Origin of the sequence: Amycolatopsis sp. lyj-84 (genome assembly GCF_046549075.1) — a bacterium.
Taxonomy (GTDB): domain Bacteria; phylum Actinomycetota; class Actinomycetes; order Mycobacteriales; family Pseudonocardiaceae; genus Amycolatopsis.
On record NZ_JAJPWO010000001.1, the window covers coordinates 1 to 26615 of the forward strand.

Genomic DNA, 26615 nt, shown 5'->3' on the forward strand with positions numbered 1-26615 from the left:
GCGCAGGGGGTCGCGAGTGGCGATTCGGGTTAGAACCCGAATCGCCACTCACGACCACCGCCACCGCGAGTCACGAGAAGCATCCTCTCGCCTCGACCCAAGGATGAAAAGATGTCATGAAAGGGGCTTTCAGGACGAACATGTCCTGAAAGCCCCTTTCATGACACGCCGCGGGGCCAGGCGGGCCGACCGGGACCAAGGTCCCGACCGGCCCGGTCGCCGAACTTTCGCCGCGCGCCCAGTGCTAGCGTCGATGCGTGCCCGCCTCGTCCGTCGCCCTGCGCCGTCTCGGCATCGCCGGCGTCTGCCTGGTGAGCCTGGCGCTGTGCTGCGGGCTCGCCTGGTGGCAGTGGGAGCGGTTCTCCTCGGCCAGCGGGACGTTCCAGAACCTCGGCTACGTCCTGCAGTGGCCGCTGTTCGGGCTGTTCCCCGCGTTCATGTTCTGGCGGATCCGCAAACTCCGCCGCCAAGCCGCGGAAGCCGACACTCCGGAGCAGACGGCCGAGGCCGCCGTCCCCGAGGTGCCCGCGCCCCGGCGGAGGCCCGCCCCGGCGCCCGCTCCCGAAGACGACGAGCTCGCCGCGTACAACAAGTATTTGCGCGAACTCAACGCCCGCGACAAGTAGTTCCCAGAGAGGTTCGAGACGCTATGACCACCCGAACTGACGACGCCGCCCCGGCCCGCTCGGTCTCGCTGGGCGGGCCGCTGATCCGGTTCCGCTTCGCGGCGTACGCCACCGGTGTGGCCCTGCTCGGGCTGGTCGTCGAGATGCTGCTGCAGTACGTCTTCAGTGTGGAACTGCCCCAGTTCGTGAAGATGATCCCCATGGTCCACGGCGGGCTTTACCTGATCTACCTGCTGCTCGCGGTCGACCTCGCGATCAAGGCCCGCTGGTCGATGAAGGGCACTCTCCTCGTGCTGATCGCCGGCTGCATCCCGTTCTTCTCCTTCGTGATGGAACGCAAGGTCACGCACAAGGTCCAGGCGGGCGTGAAGCTCTAAGCCCGGCGCCGGAAGGTCAGCGCCACCACGAAGGACAAAGCCGTCACCACGGCGGCGGTGGCGAACGCCGCCGTCATCCCGTCGACCGTGGTCTCCGCCGGGCTCCCGGACGGGGTCCGCGTCACCGAGCCGAACACGGTGATCAGGGTCGCGAGCCCCAGGGTCGCCCCGACCTGCTGCAACGTCTGCAGGACGCCGCCCGCCGCACCCGCGTCTTCGGTGGGCACGGTCGCCATGATGATCACGCTGAGCGGGGAGAACGCCAGCCCCGCGCCGACGCCCATCAGCAGCATCGGGCCGAGCAGGTCGGAGAAGTACCCGCTGTCGGTGGTGAGGGTGGTCAGCCAGACGACGCCGCCGGTCATCAGCGCCGTCCCGGTCAGCGCCAGCGGTTTCGGGCCGAACCGGGGGAGCAGCCTCGGGATCAGCCTGCTGAGCCCGAACATGCACACCGCCATCGGCAGGAAGGCGAAGCCGGTCTCCAGCGCGGCGAAACCCGCGATGTCCTGCAGGAACTGGGTCAGAAAGAAGAAGAGCGACATCATGGCCATCGGCCCGAGGAAGAAGTTGACGTAGGCCGCGGCCCGGTTGCGTTCCGCGAACAGCCGCAGCGGGATGAGTGGCTGGCTCACCCTGGTTTCGATCGTGAGGAACGCGGCCAGCAGGGCCAGTCCTGCCGCGAGGCTGCCGAGGGTGACGGTGTCGCCCCAGCCGTCCGACGCGGCGTGGGTGAACGCGAACACGAGCGAGCCGACGCCGAAGGTGCCGGTGAACGCGCCGGGGAGGTCCAGGCGTGCCCGTCGGCGAGGGGGGTCGGCGACGTATCGCGAGGTGAGCAGGACGATCGCGAGCCCGAACGGGACGTTGATGTACAGCGCCGCCCGCCACGAGATCCATTCGGTCAGCAGCCCGCCGAGCAGCAGGCCGATCGCGAAACCGCCGCTGGACATCGCCGAGAACAGCGCCAGTGCGCGCACCCTGGCCTTGGCCTCGGTGAACGTGCTGGTGATCAGCGCCAAGGTGCTCGGCCCGGCCATCGCGGCGCCGACACCCTGGGCGATCCGGGCCGCGATCAGCATCTCCGCCGAGCCGGCGAGGCCGCCGAGCAGGGAGGCGGCGGTGAACACGGCCGCGCCGACGACGAACATCCGGCGACGGCCGAACAGGTCGCCCGCGCGCCCGCCGAGCAGCAGCAAGCCGCCGAAGACGAGGCTGTACGCCGTCATCACCCAGGACAGGCCGGTGTCGGTGAAACCGAGGTCGGTCTGGATCCGGGGGAGCGCGACGTTCATCACCGTCGCGTCGAGGATGAGCATGAGCTGGCAGGTCAGCACGATCGGCAGGACCAGCCGGTGTGGGGGCGGTGGGGCCTCGGCCGTCTCGGGCCTAGGCTCGATACGCAGGGTTCGCTCGGTCAAGGAATACTCCAAAGACGTAACGAGATGAAGCGGAGAGACTCTCCACTTGAGGTCGTGAGCGATGATATGGAGAGACTCTCCGCTTACGCAAGTGGATTCGGAGAATGTCTCCGTTTTCGTCGCCCGAGGAGGTGCAGATGGTCACGGCCGATCCGGACCGGCCCATGCGCGCGGACGCCCGGCGCAACTACGAGCGCATCGTGGCCGTGGCGAAGGAGGCGTTCACCGCCGACGGCGTGGACGTGCCCGCCGACGACATCGCCAAACGCGCCGGTGTCGGCGCGGGCACGTTGTACCGGCACTTCCCGACGCGCGACAAACTGGTCGAGGCCGTCTACCGCGACGAGATCGACGGGCTGGCGCAGCAGGCCTACGACCTGCTCGAAGAGCTGCCGCCGGGGAAGGCGCTCGAGACCTGGCTGGCCACGCACGTCGTCTACGTGGTCGAGAAACACGGGCTGGCGATGACGTTGAAGGCGTCCGTCGACGCGGGCTCCGAGGTCTTCGCCTGGTGTCAGTCACGGCTGCGGGGCGCGTCCGACACGATCGTGAAGGCCGCTCAGGACGAGGGCGTGATCCGGCCCGACGTCCGAGGCGTCGACATCCTGCGGCTCGGCCACGGGGTCGGTTCGGCCGCGAGCAAGGCGTCACCCGAGGACACCCAGCGGCTGCTCGCGATCGTGCTGGACGGCCTGCGGACCTCTCCCGGCGTGCTGTGAAAGGCCCGTTACTTGCAAATTTTGCAAGTAACGGGCCTTTCATGGCATCGGTGAGGCAAGGAGATCAGGAGCCGATCCCGGTGAGGGACCGCACCTCCATCTCGGCGTGCTTGACCGGGTCGGCCTTCGACCGGCCGACGAAGGTGCCCACGATCCCGCACAGGAACGAGAACGGGATCGACACCAGACCCGGGTTCTTCAGCGGGAACCAGTGGAAGTCGACGCTCTTGATGATCGAGTCCGCCGCCCCGGACATCACCGGCGAGAAGAACACGAGCACCAGGCTCGCGATCAGCCCGCCGTAGATGCCCCACAGCGTTCCGGTGGTGTTGAACCGCTTCCAGAACAGCGAGAACAGCAGCGTCGAGAGGTTCGCCGACGCGGCGACCGCGAACGCCAGCGCCACCAGGAACGCGATGTTCTGCCCGTTCGCCAGGATGCCGCCCACGATCGCGAGCGCCCCGACGGCGACCGCGGTCAGCCGGGCGACCCGGACCTCCGCGGCCGGTTCCGCGTTGCCGCGTTTGAAGATGTTGGCGTAGACGTCGTGGGCGAAGGAGGCCGACGCGGTGATCGTCAGCCCGGCGACGACCGCGAGGATGGTCGCGAAGGCCACCGCCGAGACGATGCCGAGCAGGACGGTGCCACCGATGTTCAGCGCGAGCAGCGGCGCCGCCGAGTTCTCCCCGCCGGGCGCGTTCTTGATCGCCTCCGGGCCGACCAGCGCCGCGGCGCCGAAGCCGATGACCAGCGTGCAGAGGTAGAACACGGACATGCACGCGGTCGCCCACACCACCGAGCGCCGCGCCTCGCGCGAGTTCGGCACCGTGTAGAAGCGCATCAGCACGTGCGGGAGCGCGGCGGCGCCGAGGACCAGCGCGAGCGCCAGCGAGACGAAGTCGAGTTTCGTGACCTCGCTCTTGCCGTACGAGCCGCCCGGCTCCAGCAGTTCGTCGCCGAGCGGGCTCCGGTCGGCGGCGGCCGAGAGCAGGTTCGAGAAGCTGAAACCGAACTTGCCGAACAGGAACACGGTGATCAGCGCACCGGTCAGCAGCAGGATGGTCGCCTTGATGATCTGCACCCACGTGGTGCCCTTCATCCCGCCGACCAGCACGTACAGCACCATGACGACGCCGACGACGCCGATCACCAGTGCCTGGCCGATGCCGCCGTGGATGTCCAGCAGCAACGCCACCAGCCCGCCGGCGCCCGCCATCTGCGCGAGCATGTAGAAGAAGGAGATCACCAGCGTCGACGTCGCGGCCGCGGCGCGGACCGGGCGCTGCTTCATCCGGAAGCTCAGCACGTCGCCCATGGTGAAGCGGCCGGTGTTGCGCAGCAGTTCCGCGATCAGCAGCAGGTCGACCATCCAGGCGACGAGGAACCCGATCGAGTACAGGAAGCCGTCGTAACCGTGGATCGCGATCGCCCCGGCGATACCCAGGAACGACGCCGCCGAGAGGAAGTCACCCGAAAGCGCGATGCCGTTCTGCCGCCCGGTGAAGGCGCTGCCCGCCGCGTAGTAGTCCGAAGTGGACGAGTTGCGGGTGCTGACGCGGTACACCACGTACAGGGTGATCGCGACGAACAGCGCGAACACCGCGATGTTCAGGACCGGGTCGTTGTCGGGGATGCTCATTGTTCCTCCGCCCCGACCGAGGCCCGAAGCTGTGCGACCTTGGGGTCGAGCCGCTTGTCGGCGAACTTCAGGTAGCCGATCGTGATCAGGATCGTGCTGGCGAACTGGCCGAGCCCGAGCAGCATGCCGACGTTGACCTCGCCCCACACCTTCCGGCTCATGAAGTCGTGCGCGTAGGCCGCCAGCAGCACGAACGTCATGTACCAGGTGAAGAACAGCAGGCTCATCGGGAACACGAACCGCCGGAAGGTCTTGCGCAGCGCGACGAACTCCTTGCCGTGCTGGATCCGGTCGAAGTCGGGGCCGGTGCTGCGCGGCGGCGGGGGAGCGGGCTGCTGGCGCTCGCGGACGAACAGCGCGGGCATCTGCCCGGTGTCCTCGAGGGCGTTGCTCGCCGCGAACGGGCGCGCGACGTCGGGCATGGGGTTCCTCCGGGGGCTTGCTGGCATCCGGGCGCGGTGCGGAGCGCACATACTAACTTCGGCTTCCGGCGCTCTGAATAGGCGACCCCGCTTCCGGATGCGTGCGACCCGGTATTCGTTTTCCCCTCGGAATAGTTGTCCCGGGAATTCGTTTCGGCCGGAATGAACCGGCTTTATCACTCGTAATAGTGAGGCGGATTGTCACGCGCGGTCGTCGCCCGAACGGCCCACTGCGGCAAACGGGGAAGACGGCCACGCTGTGTCCCTCGTTTTGGTGACAGATCGTAGTTTCACTTCCGGCGCGAAGCGGGCTTCGATACTGTGCCCGCCATCGCGGATCGGGGAAGATCCCCTGGTTCGACGATCATCCTGAAAGAAATCACCATGTCGGGCGACAAGGAATCGGCCGGATCGGCAAGGCCACAACATCGGGCAAACATTTGGGCTTGACCCACCCGATGGGGGCACGGAAAGTAGTTCGACCGGGCGACGCGGCTACCCAGCGTAGGCTGATCGGGTGACCCGGGCCCCTGATGCACCGGCGCAACCTGTAACCGGAATTCCCTCGTTTGTGACGCGGAGACGGATTTCGGGCCTTGTACATCGTTCGAATACACACTTTTCCCAGGTCAGCACCCGTGTGCTGAACAGAATTGACGGCACCCGGATTGGTGTACGATTCTTTGGCCCGGCTGACCCGCAGTGATCGATTGGCAAAGAAAAGTTGATCTCGACGACCGTGCACTTCGCAGGTTGCGACCTGCACGTGCAGGTGCAAGACCTCCCGAAGCGGACCGGTGTTCCTGGGGACACCCGGATCGCCGGACGGGGTCCCTCATGTCGCGATCGATCACGTGGTCAGGCCGGGGCCGAGTTCTCCGCAGGCGGACACCTCGCGGGAACGGACGCCTCAGACCGTGCCAGGACGCCGGACAGGGAGTCACCTACGTGACCGTTGCAGGAGAAGGCCAAGTGCCTGTCGGGGAGCTGCTGGGACGCACTCCCCGGCCATCGCGGTGGGCCACCGGCTGGCGCGCACTCGTGCGCTGGCGGGACTGGAGCCTGCCGGTGAAGCTGTCGGCCGTGACGCTGGTGCCGATCCTCATCGCGCTCGCGCTGGGCATCGCCACCATCGCGGGCCAGGTCGGCCGTTCCGACGGCTACCAGCGTCTCGACCGTCTCGTCGCGTTGAGCGGGCAGATCCGCGCCCTCACCGACGGACTCGGCCGCGAGCGCACCCAGTCCGCCGCGGGGCTGACCGCGGGCACCGTCGGCGGGACCCTCGAGCTCGGCTCCGCCCGCGCCGACGTCGACACCGCCATTCCTCTTTACGTGGCCGCCGCGTCCAGGGCCGTCGAGAACGAGCCGTCCCTCCGCCAGGCGCGGGACACCGCCGCGGCCCAGCTGGAGAGGCTGGCCGACATCCGTCAGCGGGCCTCCGCCGGACAGCTCGATCCCGTGCAGGCCATCGGCGAGTACACCGACGTCACCACCGCGCTGCTCGCCCTCGACACCGCGTTGACCGCGGGCGCCAGCGAAGACGTCCTCGGCGGCACCCCCGCCGCGGTGCACGACCTCGCCGTGATGAAGGAACAGCTGTCGCTGAGCCAGGCGCTGGTCTCCTTCGGCATCGCCCGGTCGGGTCTCGCGCCGAGTGAACTCGCCCAGCTGCGCACCGCCGAACTGCGGCTGGCCGACCGCTTCACCGACTTCCGGGCCGCCGCTTCGGAACAGCAGCGCCAGGAGTTCGGCACCGCCGTCACCGACGACGCGATGGAGACCCGGGACAGGCTCGCGAAGACCGCCCTCGGCGATCAGGGCGCCCCTACCTCCCAGGCCTTCCGCACGCTGTCCGCGCAGGGCTGGAACGACGCTTCGAACGCGGTGATCACCAAGACCGGTGAGGTCGCGAACAAGTTCGGCGCCCAGGCGAGTTCGGTGACGGCCGAACTGGTCGACGACGCCAGCAGCGGCGCGGGCCTGCTCGCGGTCCTGCTGTTCGGCGCGATGGTGCTCGCCGTCGCCGTCGTCTTCCTCATCACCCGTCAGCTGTTGCGCTCGCTGAAGATGCTGCGCGCCAGCGCCCTCGACGTCGCCGAGAAACAGCTGCCCGACGCGGTCCGCAACATCCAGGAGGGCCGCTCGCAGGGCACCGACGTGCACCCGGTGCCGGTCGGCGGCGACGACGAGATCGGCGAGGTCGCCAGGGCCTTCGACAAGGTGCACCACCAGGCGCTGCGCCTGGCCACCGAGCAGGCCTCGATGCGCACCGGGTACAGCAACGTGTTCGTCAACCTCTCCCGCCGCAGCCAGAGCCTCGTGCAGCGGCAGCTGCAGCTGATCGAGCGGCTGGAGCGCGACGAAGAGGACGCGGACCAGCTGGCCACGCTGTTCCAGCTGGACCACCTCGCCACCCGCATGCGCCGCAACAACGAGAACCTGATGGTCCTCTCCGGCGCCGAGCCGGGCAGGCGGTCCGGGCAGCCGGTCTCCGCCACCGACGTGGTGCGCGCGGCGGTCTCCGAGATCGAGCAGTACCAGCGGGTCACCGTGCAGAACCCGCCGCCGGTCCGGCTGGTCGGGTACGCGGCCAACGACCTGATGCGCCTGATCGCCGAACTGCTGGACAACGCCACCGCGTTCTCCGCGCCGGAAACCCAGGTGACCATCGCGACCAGGCTCGTCGAAGACGGCTCGTTCGGCATCGACATCCTCGACAAGGGCATCGGGATGAACGAGGCCGAGGTCGCCGAGGCCAACGCCCGGCTCACCGAGGCCCCCAACGTCGACCTCGCCACCTCGCGCCGGATGGGCCTGTTCGTGGTCGGACGGCTGGCCAGCAGGCACCGCATCGCCGTCTCGCTCCACGGCGGCAAGGACATCGTGGGCGTGCGCGCCACCGTGTCGGTCCCGGCGGATCTCGTGATGGCCCCGCCCGGGGACCCCGGCCCCGCGACCGGCCCGATCACCCAGCGCCTCGCGCCGGTGCCGCCGCAGCAGCCGGGCGGCCTGCCCCGCCGCCAGCGTCCCGCGAACGGGTCACGGCCGGGAATGCCGAGCGTGCCCTCGCAGGGCGGCGAGCGGTGGCCGTCCGCGAACGATCTGGCCGGTCACACCAAGTCCGGGGTGAACGGGCACACCCACACCCAGGACCCGCGGCCGCCGTCGGATGTCGAGATCTCGGGAACGGCGCTGTTCAGCCCGATCCCCAAGGACCAGACGGCGACCCCGCCCGCGCCGCAGCCCGCTCCCGAGCCGGTCGCGACGGAGGCGGAGCAGCCAGCCGGGCCGGCCGAGCCCGCCGAGCCCGCCGAGCCCGCCGAGCCCACATCGGCGTCGCTCGAAGGCGAACTGCCCAGCGGCAAGGAACTGTTCGAGGCCAAGAACAGCACCACACTGAGCGAGTGGTGGAACCAGGCGGCCACGCCACCCCCGGCCGTCGCCCCGCTGCCCACCGCGTCGGAGACGACGCCGATCTTCGACGAGATGCTCTCGGCGTGGTTCCGTTCGCCCGCCCCCGCTCCGGAAAAGCCCGCGGCCGAACCCGTGGCCAAGAAGGAGAAGCCGGGGAAGAAGGAGCCCGAAGAGCAGAAGGCGGCCGAGCCCGCCGCCGAAGCCGGTCCGACCGCCGAGCAGGAGGCCCGCAACTGGGACTTCGCCAGCGACAAGGCGTTCCGCACGGTCCAGGAGGTCTCGCAGACCGCGCCGTCGACGTTCACCCAGGCCGGGCTGCCGCGCCGCCGCAAGGGCGAGCAGCTCCTTCCGGGCAGCGCGACGTCGTCGGTCCCGCCCGCCGAGCCCGCCACCGGTACGGAGCTGCCGGTCCGCGATCCGGTGAACGTGCGCGGCAGGCTGAGCAGCTTCCAACAGGGTGTCAAACGAGGTCGCAAGGAGGCGGCGGACAAGGCCGCGCCCGCCACCACGCAGCTCCCCGCGACCCAGCCGGAAGAGACGCCGGAGCCGCCGGCGGCACCCGGGCCCGCGAAGGCGGCGCCGGAGACGGCCGCGCGTCCGGCGACCTCGCCCGCCGCGCTGCCGAGCCGCAAACCCGAGAAGAAACCGCAGGCAGCGGCGCCGGAACCGGAACCGGTCAGCGCCGTCGAGAAGACCGACGCGTGGAACTTCGGCTCCGACGAGGGCTGGAAAGCGGCCCAAGCGGTGTCCCAGTCCGTGCCCTCGAAGATGACTTCGGCAGGATTACCCCGGCGCCGTCGCGGGGAGCAACTGCTTCCGGGCAGCGCGGGACCGCCCGCCGGGGCGGTCACCCCCCGACCACAGCGAGACGCGCACGACGTGCGCGGTCGTCTGAGCAGTTTCCAGCAGGGCATCCAGCGCGGACGGCACCACACAGCCCAGGCGACCGAAGGCAACCACGAAACCCTGGAGGGTGAATGACCTCGCCGAACCCGGCCCAGCCCCAGCAGAACCAGTTCGGGTGGCTGGTGAACGATTTCGCCGAGCGGGTACCCGGAGTGGCGCACGCCGTGGTCGTGTCGGCGGACGGCCTCCTGCTCACCGCGTCGAGCCGTCTCCCGCTGGACCGGGCAGACCAGCTGGCCGCTGTCGCGTCCGGCCTGGTGAGCCTGACCCAGGGTGCCGCGAGGTGCTTCGAGGCGGGCGCTGTCAACGAGACCGTCGTCGAGATGGAGCTCGGCATCATGGTGCTGATGTCCATCAGCGACGGTTCCTGCCTGGCCATCCTCGCCGCCCCGAACTGCGACATCGGGCAGGTCGCCTACGAGATGACGATGCTCGTCGACCGCGTCGGCCAGATCCTCACGCCGGAACTTCGCGCACAATTGCAGGGCGCCGGTGGGTCGCTGATCGGCGAACCGGTGGGATGATGTCTCGATGAGCACCGGGTCCGGATCCTTCGGCGAACCGCCGGGGACGGGTGAACACCAGCCACCGCGCGCGGGGGCTGCCAATGCTGCCGGTTCAAGGGACGACGGTACCTTCGCCGATGTCCTGAACGGCTTCACCCTGGATTCGGGCCGTGGTCGTCGGAAGCGCAAGAAGAGCAAGCAGTCCGAAGACGCCTCTGTTTCCCGGGTGGGCGGAGCACACGCCGCCGGGGAATCGGCAGTCCCGCAGCCGACCGATCAAGGAGACCGCGTGACCTCACTTGCTTCTCCACCCAACAGCGGCGCTGACGCCGTTGGGCCGAGACCAGGTGGTCTGTTCGACCCGGGCCCGCCGAGTGGCGAGTTCATCATGCCCGCCGTGTTCGAGCAGGCGCACTCACCGTTCGAGGAGACGGCGATCGTCCGTCCCTATGCCCTCACCGGCGGCCGGACCAAGGCGAACTACGCTCTCGAGCTGGAGACCCTCATCTCCACCAAGGACCATGTCGCCGCGGGTAGCCTCCCCTCGGTGGCCGTGGGGCAGATCGAGTGCATTTCGATCATCGAGGAGTGCCGGACCCCGCGTTCGGTCGCCGAGATCGCGGCGACCCTGCGCGTACCGCTGGGTGTGGCACGCGTGCTGATCAGTGACGCGGCGGACGCGGGACTGGTCAGCGTGCACAAGACGATTACGGGCAATGACGGCGCCGAGGCACATCTGGTGTTGATGGAAAGGGTTTTGAGTGGACTCCGTCGGCTTTAAGGCACCGCGGGAAACCGCGCCCCCGACCATGACATCCGCGAAGATCGTCGTGGCGGGTGGCTTCGGTGCGGGCAAGACGACCTTCGTCGGTTCGGTGTCGGAGATCGTCCCGCTCACCACCGAGGCGATGATGACCGACGCCAGTCGGGGGATCGACAACCTCGACCAGACTCCCAACAAGTCGACCACCACGGTCGCGATGGACTTCGGCCGGGTCTCCCTCGACGCGGACCTGATCCTCTACCTGTTCGGCACGCCCGGGCAGCAGCGGTTCTGGTTCATGTGGGACGACCTCGTGCGCGGCGCGATCGGTGCCGTGGTGCTGGCCGACACGCGACGGCTGGCCGATTCGTTCGCGCCGATCGACTTCTTCGAGGACCGGGGCCTGCCCTACATCGTCGGGGTCAACACCTTCGACGGCGTCCTCGAGCACGACATCAACGACGTGCGTGAAGCGCTGTCGATCGACCCCAACATCCCGATCGTCCGGTGTGACGCGCGGGAGCGGGAGTCGACGAAGCAGACGCTGATCACGCTGGTCGAGTACGCGATGCGGCAGTGGATCGCGTTGCGCGCGAGCAACTCGAGGTGATCCTGACGGCGGCAGCGTAGGGGCTGCCGCCCCGGTTTCACTTCACCCGGTAGGTCAGCAGTACCGCACGTCCGTCGAACGTGCGCGTGCCGGTCAGCCGCAGATCGGTCCGGACGCCGCCCGGGAACAGCTGCTTGCCGCCGCCCAGCACCACGGGGTGCACGACGACGTGGATCTCGTCGACCAGGCCTCGGTCGGCGAACGCGGTGGCCAGTTCGGTCCCGCCCGTGAGCAGCAGGTCCTTGCCGGGCCTGCTCTTGAGCTCGGCCACGCGTTCGGTGAGGTCGCCACCGAGGACTTCGGTGTTCCAGTCCGCTTTCTCCAGCGTCCGCGAGAAGACGATCTTCGGCGTCTTCCGCCAGATCGGGGCGAAGCGAAGGTCGTGCGGGTGGTCCGAGATCGCCTCGGCCCGCGGCCAGTACGACGACATCATGTCCCAGACCCGGCGCCCGTAGACGAAGGTGTCGGCCCGGTCGACCAGTTCCTGGGAATGCTCGGACAGTTCAGGGCCCATCGAAGGCCAGTCGAACTCGCCGTCCGGGCCCTCGATGTGGCCGTCGAGCGAGGTGTGGACGAAGTAGACGAGCTCGCGCATGGCGTTTCCCTCCGGTGTGGCGCCCGCCCTCCGGGCGCCGGTCACCCAGGGGTCGGAGCGGTCGCGGGGTTCTCGACATGCCCGGCCCGCGTCCAGAGGACTAAACGCGGTATTCGTCGTGCAGCTTCCACCAGTGCCCCGGCCCGTCCGTCCCGCGGCCGGACTCCTCCCAGGCCTCCTGCCGCCCGAACGGCGTCAGATCCAGGTATCGCAGCGTCCCCACCAGCTGGTCGCCGCCGCGATCGGTGGTGAAGTAGGTCCGGAACACCTCGTCGCCGTCGCGCAGGAAGACGCTGATCCCGAACCCGGCGCCGACGTCGCAGGCCGCGTTGAAGTCGCCGCCGGTCGAGACCCACGGGACGGTCCAGCCCATCCGCTCCTTGTACCGCTCGATCTCGGGCAGTGTCGCGGGCGCGACCACGGACAGTGTCGTGTCCCGGGCGTGCAGGTGGGCGAGGTGACCGATGTTGTCCACGACCATCGAGCAGCCCGGGCAGCCCGCCTTCTGCCCGGGAGCGAGCATGAAGTGGTAGACGATCAGCTGACGTCGTCCCTCGAACAGGTCCAGCAGCGTCACCCGGCCCTGCGGTCCTTCGAACTCGTGGCCGCCGTCGAAGCGGACCATCGGCAGCCGCCGTCGTTCGGCGGCGACCGCGTCCGCGGCGCGGGTGAGCTCTTTTTCCTTGGCCAGCAACGCTTCTCGCGCGCTCTGCCATTCGTCCTGCGAGACGATTTCCGGCAGTGCCGTGGTCTCAGTCATCGCGATCGCCCTTCTGTAGTTCGGCCAGATGACTTTCCAGCCTGTCGAAGCCGCCGTCCCAGAACCGCCGGTACCGCTCGACCCAGTCGGCGATGTCGCCGAGCGGGGCGGCCTCCAGCCGGCAGGGCCGCCATTGCGCCGTCCGGCTCCGGCTGATCAAGCCCGCGCGCTCGAGGACCTTCAGATGCTTGGAGATGGCCTGGAGGCTGACCGGAAAGGGCTCGGCGAGCTCGTTGACGCTGGCCTCGCCGGTGGAGAGCCGGGCGAGGATCGCCCGGCGGGTGGGGTCCGCCAGGGCGGCGAACGTGGCGCTGAGCTGATCAGTGGTCATCTCTGCTCAATCAATCGGTTGTTTAACCTTTTGGTTGAATATACTGGTAAGAGTTGATCTGTCAAGGACGAGTGAGAGCGCCGTCACGCGAGTGGATGGGTTTAAAATAGTCGGAAGTCCAAGTATTTTGGAGAGATGAGCAGCGACCTGCACCGGCCCGTGAACCCCGTTCGCTTCGTGACGGCGTCGAGCCTCTTCGACGGGCACGACGCGTCCATCAACATCATGCGGCGCATCCTGCAGTCGCAAGGTGCGGAGGTCGTGCACCTCGGGCACAACCGGTCGGTCGACGAGGTCGCCACCGCGGCCATCGCCGAGGACGTCCAGGGTGTGGCCATCAGCGCCTACCAGGGCGGGCACGTCGAGTACTTCAGCTACCTGGTCGAGCTGCTGAACGAACGCGGCGCCGGGCACATCAAGGTGTTCGGCGGCGGGGGCGGTGTCATCGTCCGCGAGGAGATCGACCTGCTGCACTCGCGGGGCGTCGCCCGGATCTTCTCGCCCGAGGACGGCTACGAGATGGGCCTCCCGGGCATGATCAACCTGATGATCAAGGCCTGCGACACCGATCTCTCCGCGGAGTCGCCCGGTTCGCTGGACAAACTGCTTTCGGGTGACATCCCGGCGCTGTCCCGCGTCATCACCCAGCTCCAGCGTGAAACCCTGCCGCGGGAGTGGCTCGACAAGATCGCCGAGTCCGCCAAGGCGCGGACGACGCCGGTGCTGGGCATCACCGGAACGGGTGGTTCCGGCAAGTCGTCGCTCACCGACGAGCTGATCCGGCGGTTCCGGCTCGACCAGGAGGACAAGCTCCGCATCGCCGTGCTCGCCGTCGACCCGTCGCGCCGCAAGGGCGGGGGAGCGCTGCTCGGCGACCGGATCCGGATGAACTGTCTCGACGGCAGCCCCGTCTACTTCCGTTCGCTGGCCACGCGGACCACCAGCGGCGAGATCCCCACCGGGCTTTCGGAGTCGATCCTCGCCTGCAAGGCCGCGGGCTTCGACCTCGTGATCGTCGAGACCCCGGGTATCGGCCAGGGTGACGCCGGCATCGTCGACTACGTGGACCAGTCGTTGTACGTCATGACGCCGGAGTTCGGCGCCGCGTCGCAGCTGGAGAAGATCGACATGCTCGACTTCGCCGACGCGGTGGCGATCAACAAGTTCGAGCGCCGCGGCGCCGAAGACGCCCGCCGTGACGTCGCTCGCCAGCTCGTCCGCAACCGTGAGGCGTTCAGCTCCTCGCCCGAGGACATGCCGGTCTATGGCACCAGCGCCGCCAAATTCAACGACGACGGTGTCACCGCGCTCTACCAGCACTTGCGCGACACGCTCGCCGAGCGCGGCCTGACCGTCTCGCCCGGTGTGCTCCCGAAGGTGGCGGGCAAGGTGTCCACCGACGCCAGCACGATCATCCCGGCCAACCGGACGCGCTACCTCGCGGAGATCTCCGACACCGTCCGCGGCTATCACACCAAGACCGAGCAGCAGGTCGCCGCGCTCCGCAAACGCGAGCACCTCGCCGTCGCCAAAGAAGCGCTGGCCGAGGTCGACGCGAGCACCGACGCGCTCGACGGCCTGCTCGCCGCCGCCGAGTCCGATGTGGACGGTGAGTCGACGAATCTGCTGGCGCGCTTCGGCGAGCTCGCCGAGTCCTACCGCGCCGACGAACTGGTCGTGAAGATCCGCGACAAGGAACTGCACACCCAGCTCTGGCGCGAGACGCTGTCCGGCAACCGGATCCCGCGCGTGGCGCTGCCGCGCTACACCGAGTCCGGCGAGCTGCTGTCGTTCCTGCGCCGCGAGCACCTGCCCGGATACTTCCCTTACACCGCGGGCGTTTTCCCGTTCAAGCGCGAGGGCGAGGACCCGGCGCGGATGTTCGCCGGCGAAGGCGACCCCTTCCGCACCAACAAGCGGTTCAAGCTGCTCTCGGCAGACTCCGACGCGAAGCGCCTTTCGACCGCCTTCGACTCCGTCACGCTCTACGGGCACGACCCGCACACCCGCCCCGACATCTACGGCAAGGTCGGCACGTCCGGCGTCTCCATCGCGACGCTCGAGGACATGGAGGTGCTCTACGACGGCTTCGACCTGACGTCGCCGAGCACGTCGGTGTCGATGACGATCAACGGCCCGGCGCCGACGATCCTCGCGTTCTTCCTCAACACCGCGATCGACCAGCGGGTCGAGGCGTTCAAGGCCGAGCACGGCCGCGAGCCGTCCGAAACCGAGGCCGCCGAACTGCGCGAATGGGCGCTGCGCAACGTCCGCGGCACCGTGCAGGCGGACATCCTCAAGGAGGACCAGGGGCAGAACACCTGCATCTTCTCCACCGAGTTCAGCCTGCGGATGATGGCCGACATCCAGGAATGGTTCATCGACCACGGCGTCCGGAACTTCTACTCGGTGTCGATCTCCGGCTATCACATCGCCGAAGCCGGGGCGAACCCGATCTCGCAGCTGGCGTTCACCCTGTCGAACGGTTTCACCTACGTCGAGAGCTACCTCGCGCGCGGGATGAGCATCGACGACTTCGCGCCGAACCTGTCGTTCTTCTTCTCCAACGGCATGGACGCCGAGTACTCGGTGCTGGGCCGGGTCGCCCGCCGGATCTGGGCGGTGGCGATGCGGGAGCGCTACGGCGCCAACGAGCGCTCGCAGAAGCTCAAGTACCACGTGCAGACCTCCGGCCGGTCGCTGCACGCGCAGGAGATGAGCTTCAACGACATCCGGACCACGCTGCAGGCGCTGTGCGCGCTGTACGACAACGCGAACTCCTTGCACACCAACGCTTTCGACGAGGCGATCACGACGCCGTCGGAGAGTTCGGTGCGGCGCGCGATGGCCATCCAGATGATCATCAACAAGGAATGGGGCCTGTCGAAGAACGAGAACCCGCTGCAGGGCTCGTTCATCATCGACGAGCTGACCGAGCTGGTCGAAGAGGCCGTCCTGCTGGAGTTCGACCGGATCTCCGAGCGCGGCGGCGTGCTGGGCGCGATGGAGACCGGCTACCAGCGCGGCAAGATCCAGGACGAGTCGATCCTCTACGAACGCCAGAAGCATGACGGCACGCTGCCGATCATCGGCGTCAACACCTTCCGCAACCCGCACGGCGGCGAGAACGACGTCGAGGTCGAGCTGGCGCGGGCGACCGAGGACGAAAAGGTGTCGCAGCTGCACCGGCTGGAGGACTTCCAGCACCGGCACCACGCCGAGGCGCAGGTCGCGCTCAAGACGCTGCGCGAGGCGGCGACCCGCGGCGGCAACCTGTTCGGCGTGCTGATGGACGCGGCCCGGGTGTGCTCGCTCGGCCAGATCACCGAGGCGTTCTTCGAGGTCGGGGGGCAGTACCGCCGCAACGTCTAGGGCGCGGGAATACAGCGGGGCGTGTTCGGGTAGTTGCAGAACATGGAGATCGGAATCGCCACCTTCATCACCGATGAAGGCATCAGGCCGGACGTCCTCGCAGCCGCCGCGGAAGAGCGCGGGTTCAGCTCGCTGCACATCGCGGAGCATTCGCACATCCCGGTCAGCCGGGAAACGCCGTACCCGGGCGGTGGCGACCTGCCGCGCGTGTACTACCGGACCTTGGACCCGTTCGTCGCGCTGACCGCGGCGGCCGGTGCCACCTCGACGCTGAAACTGGGCACGGGTGTCGCGTTGCTGCAGCAGCGCGACGTCATCCACACGGCGAAGGAGGTCGCTTCGCTGGACCTGGTTTCGCGAGGCCGGTTCCTCTTCGGTGTCGGCGTCGGGTGGAACCGGGAGGAAATGCGCAATCACGGCACGGATCCGCGGACGCGGGGCGTGCTCGTCGACGAGCAGCTCGCCGCCTTGAAGGAGATCTGGACCAAGGACGAGGCCGAGTTCCACGGCAAGTACATCGACTTCGACCCGATCTTCGCGTGGCCCAAGCCGGTGCAGAAGCCGCATCCGCCGATCTACATCGGCGGCGCCGGGGAGAAGGCGATGGAGCGGATCGCCAAGTACGGCGACGGCTGGCTGCCCCACGCCCACACCCCGCCCGAGGAGCTCCGCCGGGCGCGCCAGTGGCTGGCGGACCAGGGCCGGAGTGACATCAAGTTCTCGGCCTTCGGCGCCACCCCGGAGGAGGACGCGCTGGGCAAGCTGGCCGACGGCGGCGTCGACGAGGCCACGCTCTTCCTGCCGACCGAGCCCGAAGCGGCGACACTGGAGCGACTCGACCAGTACGCGAAGGTCGCCGAAAGCTTTCGAAAGGGGCAGCAGGCGTGACTGAGGTTCAAATCGGCTTGGCCGCGGCACTCGAGCAGTTCTCGCCGCGCGAGTCGATCCGGCTGGCCGCGCTCGGCGAACAGCACGGATTCTCCGGCCAGATGGCCGCCGACCACTTCCAGCCGTGGGTCCCTCAACAGGGTGAAGCTTCCTTTGTGTGGAGCGTGCTCGCGTCGCTGGCCGAGAACACCACCGGCGATCTCGGGCCGGGCGTGACCTGCCCGTCGTTCCGGCTGCACCCGTCGATGGTCGCGCAGGCCGCGGCGACGCTGGAAGCGACCTACCCCGGCCGGACCTGGCTCGGCATCGGCTCCGGCGAGGCGCTCAACGAGCACATCATCGGCGGCTACTGGCCCGAAGCGCCCGAGCGGGTGCGACGGATGTTCGAGGCGCTCGAGGTCATCCGGAAGCTGTTCACCGGCAAGGACGTCAAGCACAGCGGCGAGTTCTTCAAACTGCACACCACCCGGCTGTGGACGCTGCCGGACGAGCCGCCGCCGATCTACATCGCGTCGGCGGGCCCGTACACCTCGCGCAAGACCGGCGAGCTCGCGGACGGGCTGATCACGCCGGGCGCGTCGATCGAGAAGCTGGCGGGGATCCTCGACAACTTCGGGACCGGCGCGCGCAAGGCGGGCAAGGACCCGGACACGATGCCGAAGCTGCTGCAGGTGCACCTGTCGTGGGCCGAGGACGACGAGACGGCGTGGGCCAACGCGATGGACCAGTGGCCCAACGGCGGCATGAAGTTCCCGAAGGCCGACATCCGCTCGCCGTTCGACTTCGCGCAGATGGCGAAACTGGTGCGGCGCGAGGACTTCGAGGGCCGCATGGTCGTCTCGTCCGACCCGGACGTGCACCGTGCCGCGCTGCAGAAGTACGTCGATGCCGGCTTCAACCGGATCTACGTGCACAACGTGGGGCGGAACCAGGACGCGTTCATCGAGACCTTCGGGCGGGACGTGCTGCCGAAGCTCACCGCCTGACCCCTCCAGCGCGCGCTATGAAAGGCCCGTTACTTGCAAATTTTGCAAGTAACGGGCCTTTCATAGCACGACGGGAGGGGCGGATCAGCCGTTTTTGTCCAGCAGCAGGTGGACCGAGAGTTCCAGCCGGTTCGCCACGTCGGCGGCCGAAGCGCGGCGGGTCACCCAGGCGACCAGGTTCGCCATCCAGACGTCGGCGATGACGTGGAAGATGTCGCGGTCGGCCTCGGTGGGGTCCTCGATGCCCATGGCCTTGGCGAACATGTTCTCCATCAGCCGCCCGACCTGCTCGACCTCGGCGGCCGCGGTGGTGTCGGCGAACATGAACGCGCGGACCATGGCCTCGGTCAGATGCGGGTCCCGCTGCATCAGCCGGGTGTTGCGGCCGAGGACGACCATGAGCCGCTCGCTCGGGGTGTCACCGGGGATGGCCGCGCGCTCGAGTTTCTCCTGCGCGCGTTCGAATTCCCTGGCCAGCCCGGAGACGAGCAGGTGGATTTTCGAGGGGAAGTAGCGGTACAGCGTGCCGAGCGCGACGTCCGCCTTCTCGGCGACCGCCCGCATCTGGACCGCGTCGTACCCGCCCTTGGCGGCGAGGGTCAGGGTCGCGTCGATGATGCGGCGCCGCCGGTCGCGTTGTGCCGCGGAGCCGAGTTCCTCGCCGCCCAGGGCGGAGAGACCGTTGCCGCTTCGCGCCTTCGCGCTCGTGGGTGCCTTGGCCTTCCCTGGCATCGCCACGTCCCCCTTCATCGAACCGATCTTCGGAACTTGTTCCACTTTCCTCGCGTAGCGTACCTAAGCGGACGAACTGTTCAAGACGTGACCCACTGGGCAAGAAACTGTAACACGTTCTACACTCGCGGGTAGGTCCGGCGAGGAGGTCTCACCCGTGTCGATCGCGCTCACCGAGGAACAGGCGGCGCTGGCCGCGTCGATCCGGGCGTGGGCGGCTGCCGCCCGCCCCGTCGACGCCGTCCGAAGTGGCCGGATCGCCGAGTCGCCGCCAGGGCTGGCGGAACTCGGCTTGTTCGGCGTCGCCATCCCCGAAGACGTCGGCGGCGCCGGTGGCACGCTCGCCGACCTGGCCGCCGGGCTCGCCGAAGCCGCCGAAGCACTCGTACCCGGTCCTGTCCTCGGGACCGCGCTGGGCGGCGCGCTGCTCGCGACGGATCCCGTGGCCGCCAAGGAAATCTTGCCCGGTCTCGCGGACGGGACCGAACGGCTGGCGGTGGTGCTCGGCCCGGGTTTCCGTATCGCGGACTCGGTCGTCGACGGTGTGTCAGGACCGGCTCTCGACGTTCACCCGTCGGCATGGTTGCTGGTCTCCGACGGCGACGTCTGCGCGCTCATCCCACCCGGGACGTCCGGAGTGGACATCGAGCAGTGTGACCCCTTCGACGTGTCCCGCCCGGTCGGCCGCGTCCGCTGCACGGGCGTGCGGGCCGAAGCGGTTTTCGAGTCGCTTCCCGTGGACGCCTACGCCGCCACGCTCGGCGTCGCGGAAGCCGCGGGGATCGCACGATGGTGCCTCCGGACCGCCGTCGAGTACGCGAAAGTGCGAGAACAGTTCGGCCGTCCCATCGGCTCGTTCCAGGCGATCAAACACCTTTGCGCGGAAATGCTCTGCCGGGCCGAAGCCACCGACGCTCTCGCGTGGGACGCGGCGAGGGCGGCCGACGACCCGGCGCAGCATCCCCTCGCGGCCGCGACGGCGGCGGCCTACGCCCTCGACGCGGCCGTCGCCAACGCGAAGGACTGCATCCAGATCCTCGGTGGCATCGGATTCACCTGGGAGCATGACGCGCACTTCTATCTGCGCCGTGCCGTGGCCCTGCGGCAGTGGCTCGGCGGTTCCGCCCGGTGGCGTCGTCGCGCCGCCGAACTCGCGCTGCGCGGCGACCGCCGGACGTTGCGCGTCGAGTTCGGCGAGGACGCCGAACTCCGTGCCCTGGTCGGCGAAATCGCCGCTCTGCCCGAGCCGGAACGACGTGTCGCGCTGGCCGATTCGGGGCTGCTGGCCCCGCACTGGCCCGCGCCCTACGGCCGGGGCGCGGCCGCCGCCGAGCAACTGCGGATCGACGCCGCGCTCGCCGACTGTGACCTCCGCCGTCCCGACCTGGTCATCGGCTCCTGGGCGATCCCGACGCTGCTGGAGCACGGTTCTCCCGAACAGCGGGACCGGTTCGCCGCGCCCACGTTGCGCGGCGAGATCATTTGGTGCCAGCTGTTCAGTGAGCCCGAAGCAGGCTCCGATCTCGCGTCGCTGCGCACGACTGCCCGGCGCGTCGACGGCGGATGGCTGCTCAACGGTCAGAAGGTGTGGACGTCGCTGGCCCGCGAAGCCGATTGGGCGATCTGCCTGGCGCGCACCGATCCGGCCGCGCCGAAACACAAGGGCATCACGTACTTCCTCGTCGACATGACCGCCGGCGGGATCAGCACCCGTCCGCTGCGCGAGATCACCGGCGACGCCGTCTTCAACGAAGTGTTCCTCGACGACGTCTTCGTCCCGGACGACATGGTCGTCGGCGAGGTCGACGGCGGCTGGCGGCTCGCGCGGACGACACTGGCGAACGAACGCGTCGCCCTCGGGAGCGGGTCCGCGGTCGGGGAAGGCGTCGAGAACCTGCTCGCCACGCTCGGGGACGGCGCCGATTCGGAGAGACTCGGCGCGCTGATCGCCGACGGCAGCGCGTGTTCGGTGCTGGACCTGCGGGCGACGCTGCGGCGGCTCGACGGCCAGGATCCGGGAGCCGAGTCGAGCGTGCGCAAACTGCTGGGCGTCCGGCACCGGCAGGCGGTGGCGGAATTCGCGCTGGAGGCGCTCGGCGAGAACGCCCTCGTCGCCGGTGACCCCGCGCAGCACGAGTTCCTGCTGACCCGCTGCCTCAGCATCGCGGGCGGCACCACGCAGGTGTTGCTGTCGTTGACGGCCGAGCGGCTGCTGGGGCTCCCACGGTCCTGAAAGTCCCGGTCACGGCTCCGTGAAGTGCTATGAAAGGCCCGTTACTTGCAAAATTTGCAAGTAACGGGCCTTTCATGGCACCGCCGCCAGCCGGTTGTCGGTCCCGTGCTCTAGCGTGCGGGTCGTGGAGTTCGGCACAGGAACCCAAGCCATCTTCGTCCCCTCGGATCCCCCGCGGGACGGCGTGCTGGCGCTCTGGGGAGACGGCGTAGCGGGTGACACCGCGATCGAACTCGTGCTTCCGGCGGGCAAGGAGAACAAGGTCTTCCGGCGCACGAAGGTCGACGCGGCGCTCGTCCCGTTGTCACGCGCGATTCCGCGGCTGCTGACCGCCGAGGGCGAGCTGAGCCCGGCCATCGCCGCGTGGTCGGCCGCCGCCGAGGCCGGGGTGAACCTCATCGCCCGCGGCAGGTTGCTGCCCGCGGCCTCACCCGGTGGGGTGGATTCGTGGCGGGTGGGCCCGCTCGACGTCGCCGACGAGGAGCTGCTGCGCGGGCTCGCCGCCGCGCTGCCGCCCGAGGCGCACGCGCTGCCGTTGTCCGGGCTGAAACGGATCCGGCTGCATTCGCCGGAGTCGCTGATCCGCGCGCTCTGGGACGCGACGGCGGACGTGCTGGTGCGCACGCCCGCCGCGAGTGTCGCCGCCGGTGGTCCGGCGTTCGCCTCGGCCGAGCCGACGCTGGTCGGGCCGGACGGCGCCGCGTGGCTCGCGGAACTGAACGCCCGTCAGGCCCAGGGCGCGCGTCTCATCCTGCGCATGGAGGTGCACGAGCCCGAGAACCCCGAGGAAGAGCCCACTTTCGCCGCGGTCCTCGCCGTGCGGAGCACCGCCGATCCGAGCCTGATCGTCGAGGCGGCGACGTTGTGGGACGCGCCCGAAGCCGTGCTGGAGCGGATGGGCGAGCAGGTCGAGACGCAGTTGCTGCTCGGGCTGCGGCGAGGCGCCAGGGCGTGGTCGCCGCTCGGCCGCATGCTGCGATCGGCCGCGCCGACCGAACTGGCGCTGGAGTACGACGAGGTCGTCGACCTGCTGACCCACGGTGACGCGGCGCTCGGCGGCGCGGGTATCGAGGTGCAGTGGCCGAAGGACCTGTTCTCGGGCGAGCTCAAGGCCAAGGCGAGCGCGACGCAGGCGCCGGGCAGTGTCACCGGCCCCGAGTTCACGCTCAAGAGCCTGTTGCAGTTCCGTTGGCGGCTGAGCCTCGGGGACGAGGAACTCACCGACGACGAGGTCACCGCGCTCGCGGAGGCGAAACGGCCGCTGGTGCGGCTGCGGGGCAAATGGATCAAGGTCGACGCACGCTTGATCGCGAAGGTGCGTGCTCACCGGGCGAAGAAGCTGTCCGGGGCCGAGGCGCTGGCCGCGGCGCTCACCGGCGAACTGGAACTGGACGGCGAAAAGGTCGAGTTCACCGTCCCGTCCGCGCTGGCGGGGCTGCTCCAGCGGATCCGTGACAGCGCCGCGGAACCGATCGAGCAGCCCGCCGAACTGCAAGCCACCCTGCGGCCGTACCAGAAGGCGGGCCTCGCCTGGCTGGCGACGATGACCGGGCTGGGTCTGGGCGCCTGTCTCGCCGACGACATGGGGCTGGGCAAGACGATCCAGTTCATCTCCCTGCATCTGCACCGCCGCCCGCTCAAGGAAGGTCCCACGCTCGTCCTGTGCCCGACCTCGTTGCTGGGCAACTGGGAACGCGAGTTCGCCCGGTTCGCGCCGGACATCCCGGTGCGCCGGTTCCACGGCGGCGGGCGCCATCTCGACGAGGTCGCGTCCGACGAGGTCGTGCTCGCCACGTACGGCGTCCTCCGCCGGGATCGCGAGACACTGTCCGAAGTGGGCTGGGGGATGATCGCCGCCGATGAGGCGCAGCACGTCAAGAACCCGCTTTCGGTCACCGCCAAGGAACTGCGGAAGATCCCGGCCGCCGCGAAGGTCGCGCTGACCGGGACGCCGATGGAGAACCGTCTCACCGAACTGTGGTCCATCATCGACTGGACGACGCCGGGACTGCTCGGCTCGCTCGACGGGTTCCGCCGCAAGGTCGCGCGCCCGATCGAACGCGACCGGGACACCGCCGTGACCGAACGGCTCGCCGCGACCGTGCGCCCGTTCCTGTTGCGCCGCAAGAAGACCGATCCGGACATCGCCCCGGAACTGCCGCGCAAGACCGAGACCGACCGGTTCGTCCCGCTCACCGCCGAGCAGACGACGCTGTACGAGGCCGTCGTCCGGGAGAACCTCGCGATGATCCGCGAACTGGACGGGGTGGCCCGGCGCGGGCAGGTGCTCAAACTGCTCACCGAACTCAAGCAGATCTGCAACCATCCCGCGCAGTACCTCAAGGAACCCGGCGTGCTGCACGGCCGCTCCGGCAAGCTCGCCGCCTTCGAGGAACTGCTCGACGTCATCCTCGACGAGGGCGACAGCGTGCTCGTGTTCAGCCAGTACGTCCAGCTCTGCCGCCTGCTGGAGAAACGCCTGGCCGAACGCGGGTTGCCGACGATGCTGCTGTCCGGGTCGAGCACGCCGGCGGCCCGCGAGGAGATGGTCTCCCGGTTCCAGGCGGGCGAGGTGCCGGTGTTCCTGTTGTCCCTCAAGGCGGGTGGCGTCGGGCTCAACCTGACCAAGGCCACCCACGTGATCCACTACGACCGCTGGTGGAACCCGGCTGTCGAGGACCAGGCCACCGACCGCGCCTACCGGATCGGGCAGGACAGGCCGGTCCAGGTGCACCGGCTGATCGCCGAAGGCACGCTGGAAGAGCGCATCGCCACGATGCTGGAGACCAAACGCGGACTGGCCGACTCGGTCATCAGCGCGGGCGAGAACTGGATCACCGAACTGTCCGACGACGAACTCACCGACCTCGTCCGGCTCGGGGAGACCTGATGCCGAGCGCGACCGGGCGGAAACGGCGCACCTTCGGCAACACGTGGTGGGGCCAGGCGTGGGTCGAAGCACTGGAGGACCGCGCCAAACTCGACCCGAACCGGTTGCCGCGCGGGCGCACGTACGCGCGCAAGGGGACGGTCAGCAAGCTGGTGGTCGGCACGGGCGAGGTGACGGCCTGGGTGCAGGGCAGCCGCGCCGTGCCGTACCGGGTGACCATCCACATGCTGGCGTTCACCGAGGCGCAGTGGGAGAGCCTGCTCGGCATGGTCGGCTCACGGCTCGGGCATGTCGCCGCTCTCCTCGACGGCGAATTGCCCGGTGAGCTGGCCGAGGATGCCCGGGCTGCCGGCGCGGATCTGCTGCCGGGCCCCGGCGACCTGCGCCCGAAGTGTTCCTGTCCCGACAGCGCGAACCCGTGCAAACACGTCGCCGCGGTCTACTACCTGGTCGCGGACGAGGTCGACGCCGATCCGTTCGTGCTGTTCCTGCTGCGCGGCAGGCCGAGGGAGGCCGTGCTCGCGGAACTGCGGTCCCGCCGGGCTCCCGCGAGAGAGCCGGGCAAGCGGGTGCGTGCCCCCGCCACGCCCGGGGTCGACCCGAAACGCGCCTACACCCGGCGGATCGCCGCGGTGCCCCCGCGGCTGGCCGTTCCCGGCACGGTCGGGCCGCCCGCGGTCCTCGACGTCGATCCGCCGCACGGCACGGGCTGGAGCGGCGACACGTTCGCGGAACTGGCCGCCGACGCCGCCGCGAGGGCCTGGGAACTGCTGGTCATGGGGCCCGAGCGCGAAGTGGAGCTGACATTCGAGGAAGACCTCGCGCGCCGGGCTGCGGCGAGCGATCCCGCCGTCGTCGCCGAACTCGCCGAGGCCGCGGGGGTTCCGGTCCGGGATCTCGGCCTCTGGGCTCAGGCCTGGCGTGAGGCGGGCCGGGGCGGGATGGCGGTGATCCGGGAGGTCTGGCGGCCGGGGCAGGCGCCGCTCGCGCAGGCCAAGGCGGACTTTGCCGAATCGGGACTGCCGGGGGAGCCGAAGGTCTGGCGGAACCGGATCACCCAGGGCGACCTGCAACTGCGCTACGGCCGTGACGAACGCTGGTACCGCTTCGTGCGCGACGGCGAGGGCTGGCGGGTCGACGGCCCGCCGTCCACGCGGCCGACGGACGTGATCTACCCGCCCTGACCTCGACGGAGGGAGCTGCGATAGCTCCATTCCAGGAACCGCTCCACCCCGCGGACCACATGGGCGCTGCGGATCGAGGGGAAGACGTCGAAAGCGTGCTGAGCACCGGAGATCTCGGCGTACGCGACCTCACGCTGGGACTTCTCCCGCAGGCGGCGCACGAACTCGCGGGCCTCGCCCACCGGCACCAGCGAGTCGTGGACGCCGTGGATGACGAAGAACGGCGGCGCGTCCTCGGTGATCCGGTCCAGCGGTGACGCCGCGATGTAGTCGTCGAGGAAGTTCACCGGGTCCTTGTCCGCCTCGAAGACGTGCCGGGCGATCAGCGTCTTCAACCGCGTCTGGCTGGAGCGCCGCCCGCTGGTCGCGGCGAAGTCGTACACGCCGTAGTGCGGCGCGCACGCCTGGATGCTCGTGTCTGCCTCGGTGAAGCCGGGCTGCAGCGCCGGGTCGTTCGCGGTCAGCGCCAGCAGCGCCGCGAGATGCCCGCCCGCCGAACCTCCGGTGACGGCGACGAAGGACGGGTCGCCGCCGTAGGACTCGGCGTTGTCCCGGATCCAGGCCAGCGCGCGTTTCGCCGCGATGATGTGCGCGGGCCACCGGGCGGCGGGGGAGAGCGGATAGTTGATCGCGATGCAGAGCCAGCCGCGTTTGGCCATGTGCAGCATCAGTGGCAGGCCCTGCTGGTCCTTGTTGCCGATCACCCACGCGCCGCCGTGCACCTGCAGCAGGATCGGCGCGCCGGTGACCTTCTTCCGCGGGGCGTAGATGTCGAGCAGGAACCGCTTCCCGCCGGGCGCGTAGGCGATGTTGCGTTCGCGGCGCACCTCCGGGTCGCGCATGCGGAACGGCATGGCCAGCTGGCCCCACGGTGTCGCGAGGTCGGTCGGGCTCGGCGGATGCTCCAGTTCCTCGGTGTAGGCCGTGCCGATGCCTTCGGTCAGCGCCGTCTCGATCTCGCCGCGGGCCCGCTGGGACTGCGCGATCAGCACGCCGAGACCGGCCGCCGACGCGGCCGCCAGCGCGAGACCGGCCTTGCTCGATCCGCCCCGGTGACGCGCGACGTGCGCGGCCGCGTCGGCCGCGGTGACCGCGAGCAGATGCGGGGCGAGTTCCCCGGTGAGCCAGCCCGCGAAGAACGCCGGAACCGCCGTCCTGGCGCCTCTCGGCGGCTTCAACGCGTTCGCGGCGAGCGCGAGCTGGAGTGCCTGGCGGACGACGAAACTCGGCTGCATGGACACCGA

General features: G+C 69.3%; 21 protein-coding genes. 13 read left to right on the top strand and 8 right to left on the bottom strand.

Annotated features, from left to right (window positions below):
- The first annotated feature begins 257 nt into the window (after positions 1–257).
- Positions 258–626, top strand: a complete 369-nt coding sequence (locus ACLJRM_RS00005; protein WP_168214266.1) for a hypothetical protein — start codon at positions 258–260, stop codon at positions 624–626.
- A gap of 23 nt (positions 627–649) precedes the next feature.
- Complete coding sequence (locus ACLJRM_RS00010; protein WP_410602172.1) at positions 650–1003, top strand: DUF3817 domain-containing protein; 354 nt, start codon at positions 650–652, stop codon at positions 1001–1003.
- Here ACLJRM_RS00010 and ACLJRM_RS00015 read toward each other — a convergent pair.
- Positions 1000–2421 carry an MFS transporter gene (locus ACLJRM_RS00015; protein WP_410661851.1) on the bottom strand — a complete coding sequence of 474 codons (1422 nt, stop codon included), beginning with the start codon at positions 2419–2421 and terminating at the stop codon, positions 1000–1002. The genes ACLJRM_RS00010 and ACLJRM_RS00015 overlap by 4 nt on opposite strands.
- A gap of 137 nt (positions 2422–2558) precedes the next feature.
- On the opposite strand from ACLJRM_RS00015, the gene ACLJRM_RS00020 reads away from it, so the two are divergent.
- Positions 2559–3140, top strand: coding sequence for a TetR/AcrR family transcriptional regulator (locus tag ACLJRM_RS00020; RefSeq protein WP_101613048.1), 582 nt, complete (start codon positions 2559–2561; stop codon positions 3138–3140).
- Between the two features lie 64 nt (positions 3141–3204).
- Here ACLJRM_RS00020 and ACLJRM_RS00025 read toward each other — a convergent pair whose 3' ends face one another.
- Together ACLJRM_RS00025 and ACLJRM_RS00030 are read right to left on the bottom strand one after the other, a co-directional pair.
- Positions 3205–4779, bottom strand: coding sequence for a cation acetate symporter (locus tag ACLJRM_RS00025; protein ID WP_101606487.1), 1575 nt, complete (start codon positions 4777–4779; stop codon positions 3205–3207).
- Positions 4776–5201, bottom strand: a complete 426-nt coding sequence (locus tag ACLJRM_RS00030) for a DUF485 domain-containing protein (protein ID WP_101606488.1) — start codon at positions 5199–5201, stop codon at positions 4776–4778. Before ACLJRM_RS00030 ends, ACLJRM_RS00025 begins: the two co-directional genes overlap by 4 nt.
- A gap of 972 nt (positions 5202–6173) precedes the next feature.
- Between ACLJRM_RS00030 and ACLJRM_RS00035 the strand changes: the two genes are divergently transcribed.
- The 4 genes from ACLJRM_RS00035 to ACLJRM_RS00050 are packed head-to-tail and all read left to right on the top strand — an operon-like array spanning position 6174 to position 11400.
- On the top strand, positions 6174–9596 hold the full coding sequence (locus ACLJRM_RS00035) for a nitrate- and nitrite sensing domain-containing protein (RefSeq protein WP_410661852.1): 3423 nt from the start codon (positions 6174–6176) through the stop codon (positions 9594–9596).
- On the top strand, positions 9593–10045 hold the full coding sequence (locus tag ACLJRM_RS00040) for a roadblock/LC7 domain-containing protein (protein ID WP_005166055.1): 453 nt from the start codon (positions 9593–9595) through the stop codon (positions 10043–10045). Before ACLJRM_RS00035 ends, ACLJRM_RS00040 begins: the two co-directional genes overlap by 4 nt.
- Positions 10046–10052: 7 nt before the next feature.
- Entirely contained in the window at positions 10053–10808 is a 756-nt protein-coding gene (locus ACLJRM_RS00045) for a DUF742 domain-containing protein (protein WP_410661853.1), read from the top strand.
- Between the two features lie 28 nt (positions 10809–10836).
- Entirely contained in the window at positions 10837–11400 is a 564-nt protein-coding gene (locus ACLJRM_RS00050) for a GTP-binding protein (RefSeq protein WP_101606490.1), read from the top strand.
- A gap of 37 nt (positions 11401–11437) precedes the next feature.
- On the opposite strand, the gene ACLJRM_RS00055 is transcribed toward ACLJRM_RS00050, so the two are convergent.
- The 3 genes from ACLJRM_RS00055 to ACLJRM_RS00065 form a co-directional block, all read right to left on the bottom strand.
- On the bottom strand, positions 11438–11995 hold the full coding sequence (locus ACLJRM_RS00055) for a dihydrofolate reductase family protein (protein WP_101606491.1): 558 nt from the start codon (positions 11993–11995) through the stop codon (positions 11438–11440).
- A gap of 100 nt (positions 11996–12095) precedes the next feature.
- On the bottom strand, positions 12096–12755 hold the full coding sequence (locus tag ACLJRM_RS00060) for a DUF899 domain-containing protein (RefSeq protein WP_101606492.1): 660 nt from the start codon (positions 12753–12755) through the stop codon (positions 12096–12098).
- Positions 12748–13086 (bottom strand): ArsR/SmtB family transcription factor, encoded by a 339-nt coding sequence (locus ACLJRM_RS00065; protein ID WP_101606493.1) that lies wholly within the window; start codon positions 13084–13086, stop codon positions 12748–12750. The genes ACLJRM_RS00060 and ACLJRM_RS00065 overlap by 8 nt, the downstream gene beginning before the upstream one ends.
- A 135-nt stretch (positions 13087–13221) precedes the next feature.
- On the opposite strand from ACLJRM_RS00065, the gene icmF reads away from it, so the two are divergent.
- The 3 genes from icmF to ACLJRM_RS00080 are packed head-to-tail and all read left to right on the top strand — an operon-like array spanning position 13222 to position 18332.
- Positions 13222–16458 (top strand): fused isobutyryl-CoA mutase/GTPase IcmF, encoded by a 3237-nt coding sequence (gene icmF, locus ACLJRM_RS00070; protein ID WP_101606494.1) that lies wholly within the window; start codon positions 13222–13224, stop codon positions 16456–16458.
- 42 nt (positions 16459–16500) lie between these two features.
- On the top strand, positions 16501–17346 hold the full coding sequence (locus ACLJRM_RS00075) for an LLM class F420-dependent oxidoreductase (protein ID WP_101606495.1): 846 nt from the start codon (positions 16501–16503) through the stop codon (positions 17344–17346).
- Positions 17343–18332, top strand: a complete 990-nt coding sequence (locus ACLJRM_RS00080; RefSeq protein ID WP_101606496.1) for a TIGR03557 family F420-dependent LLM class oxidoreductase — start codon at positions 17343–17345, stop codon at positions 18330–18332. The genes ACLJRM_RS00075 and ACLJRM_RS00080 overlap by 4 nt, the downstream gene beginning before the upstream one ends.
- A gap of 84 nt (positions 18333–18416) precedes the next feature.
- On the opposite strand, the gene kstR is transcribed toward ACLJRM_RS00080, so the two are convergent.
- Positions 18417–19064 carry a cholesterol catabolism transcriptional regulator KstR gene (gene kstR, locus ACLJRM_RS00085; RefSeq protein ID WP_101613050.1) on the bottom strand — a complete coding sequence of 216 codons (648 nt, stop codon included), beginning with the start codon at positions 19062–19064 and terminating at the stop codon, positions 18417–18419.
- A gap of 157 nt (positions 19065–19221) precedes the next feature.
- On the opposite strand from kstR, the gene ACLJRM_RS00090 reads away from it, so the two are divergent.
- The 3 genes from ACLJRM_RS00090 to ACLJRM_RS00100 all read left to right on the top strand — a co-directional run bounded on the left by ACLJRM_RS00090 (position 19222) and on the right by ACLJRM_RS00100 (position 25371).
- Positions 19222–21297 carry an acyl-CoA dehydrogenase family protein gene (locus ACLJRM_RS00090; RefSeq protein ID WP_410661854.1) on the top strand — a complete coding sequence of 692 codons (2076 nt, stop codon included), beginning with the start codon at positions 19222–19224 and terminating at the stop codon, positions 21295–21297.
- Positions 21298–21412: 115 nt separating this feature from the next.
- Positions 21413–24187 (top strand): DEAD/DEAH box helicase, encoded by a 2775-nt coding sequence (locus ACLJRM_RS00095; protein WP_410661855.1) that lies wholly within the window; start codon positions 21413–21415, stop codon positions 24185–24187.
- Positions 24187–25371: an SWIM zinc finger family protein gene (locus ACLJRM_RS00100; protein ID WP_410661856.1), complete on the top strand. Its 1185-nt coding sequence runs from the start codon at positions 24187–24189 to the stop codon at positions 25369–25371. Before ACLJRM_RS00095 ends, ACLJRM_RS00100 begins: the two co-directional genes overlap by 1 nt.
- Here the strand turns inward: ACLJRM_RS00100 and ACLJRM_RS00105 are convergent.
- On the bottom strand, positions 25359–26606 hold the full coding sequence (locus tag ACLJRM_RS00105; RefSeq protein WP_410661857.1) for an alpha/beta hydrolase fold domain-containing protein: 1248 nt from the start codon (positions 26604–26606) through the stop codon (positions 25359–25361). The genes ACLJRM_RS00100 and ACLJRM_RS00105 overlap by 13 nt on opposite strands.
- Positions 26607–26615 lie beyond the last annotated feature (9 nt).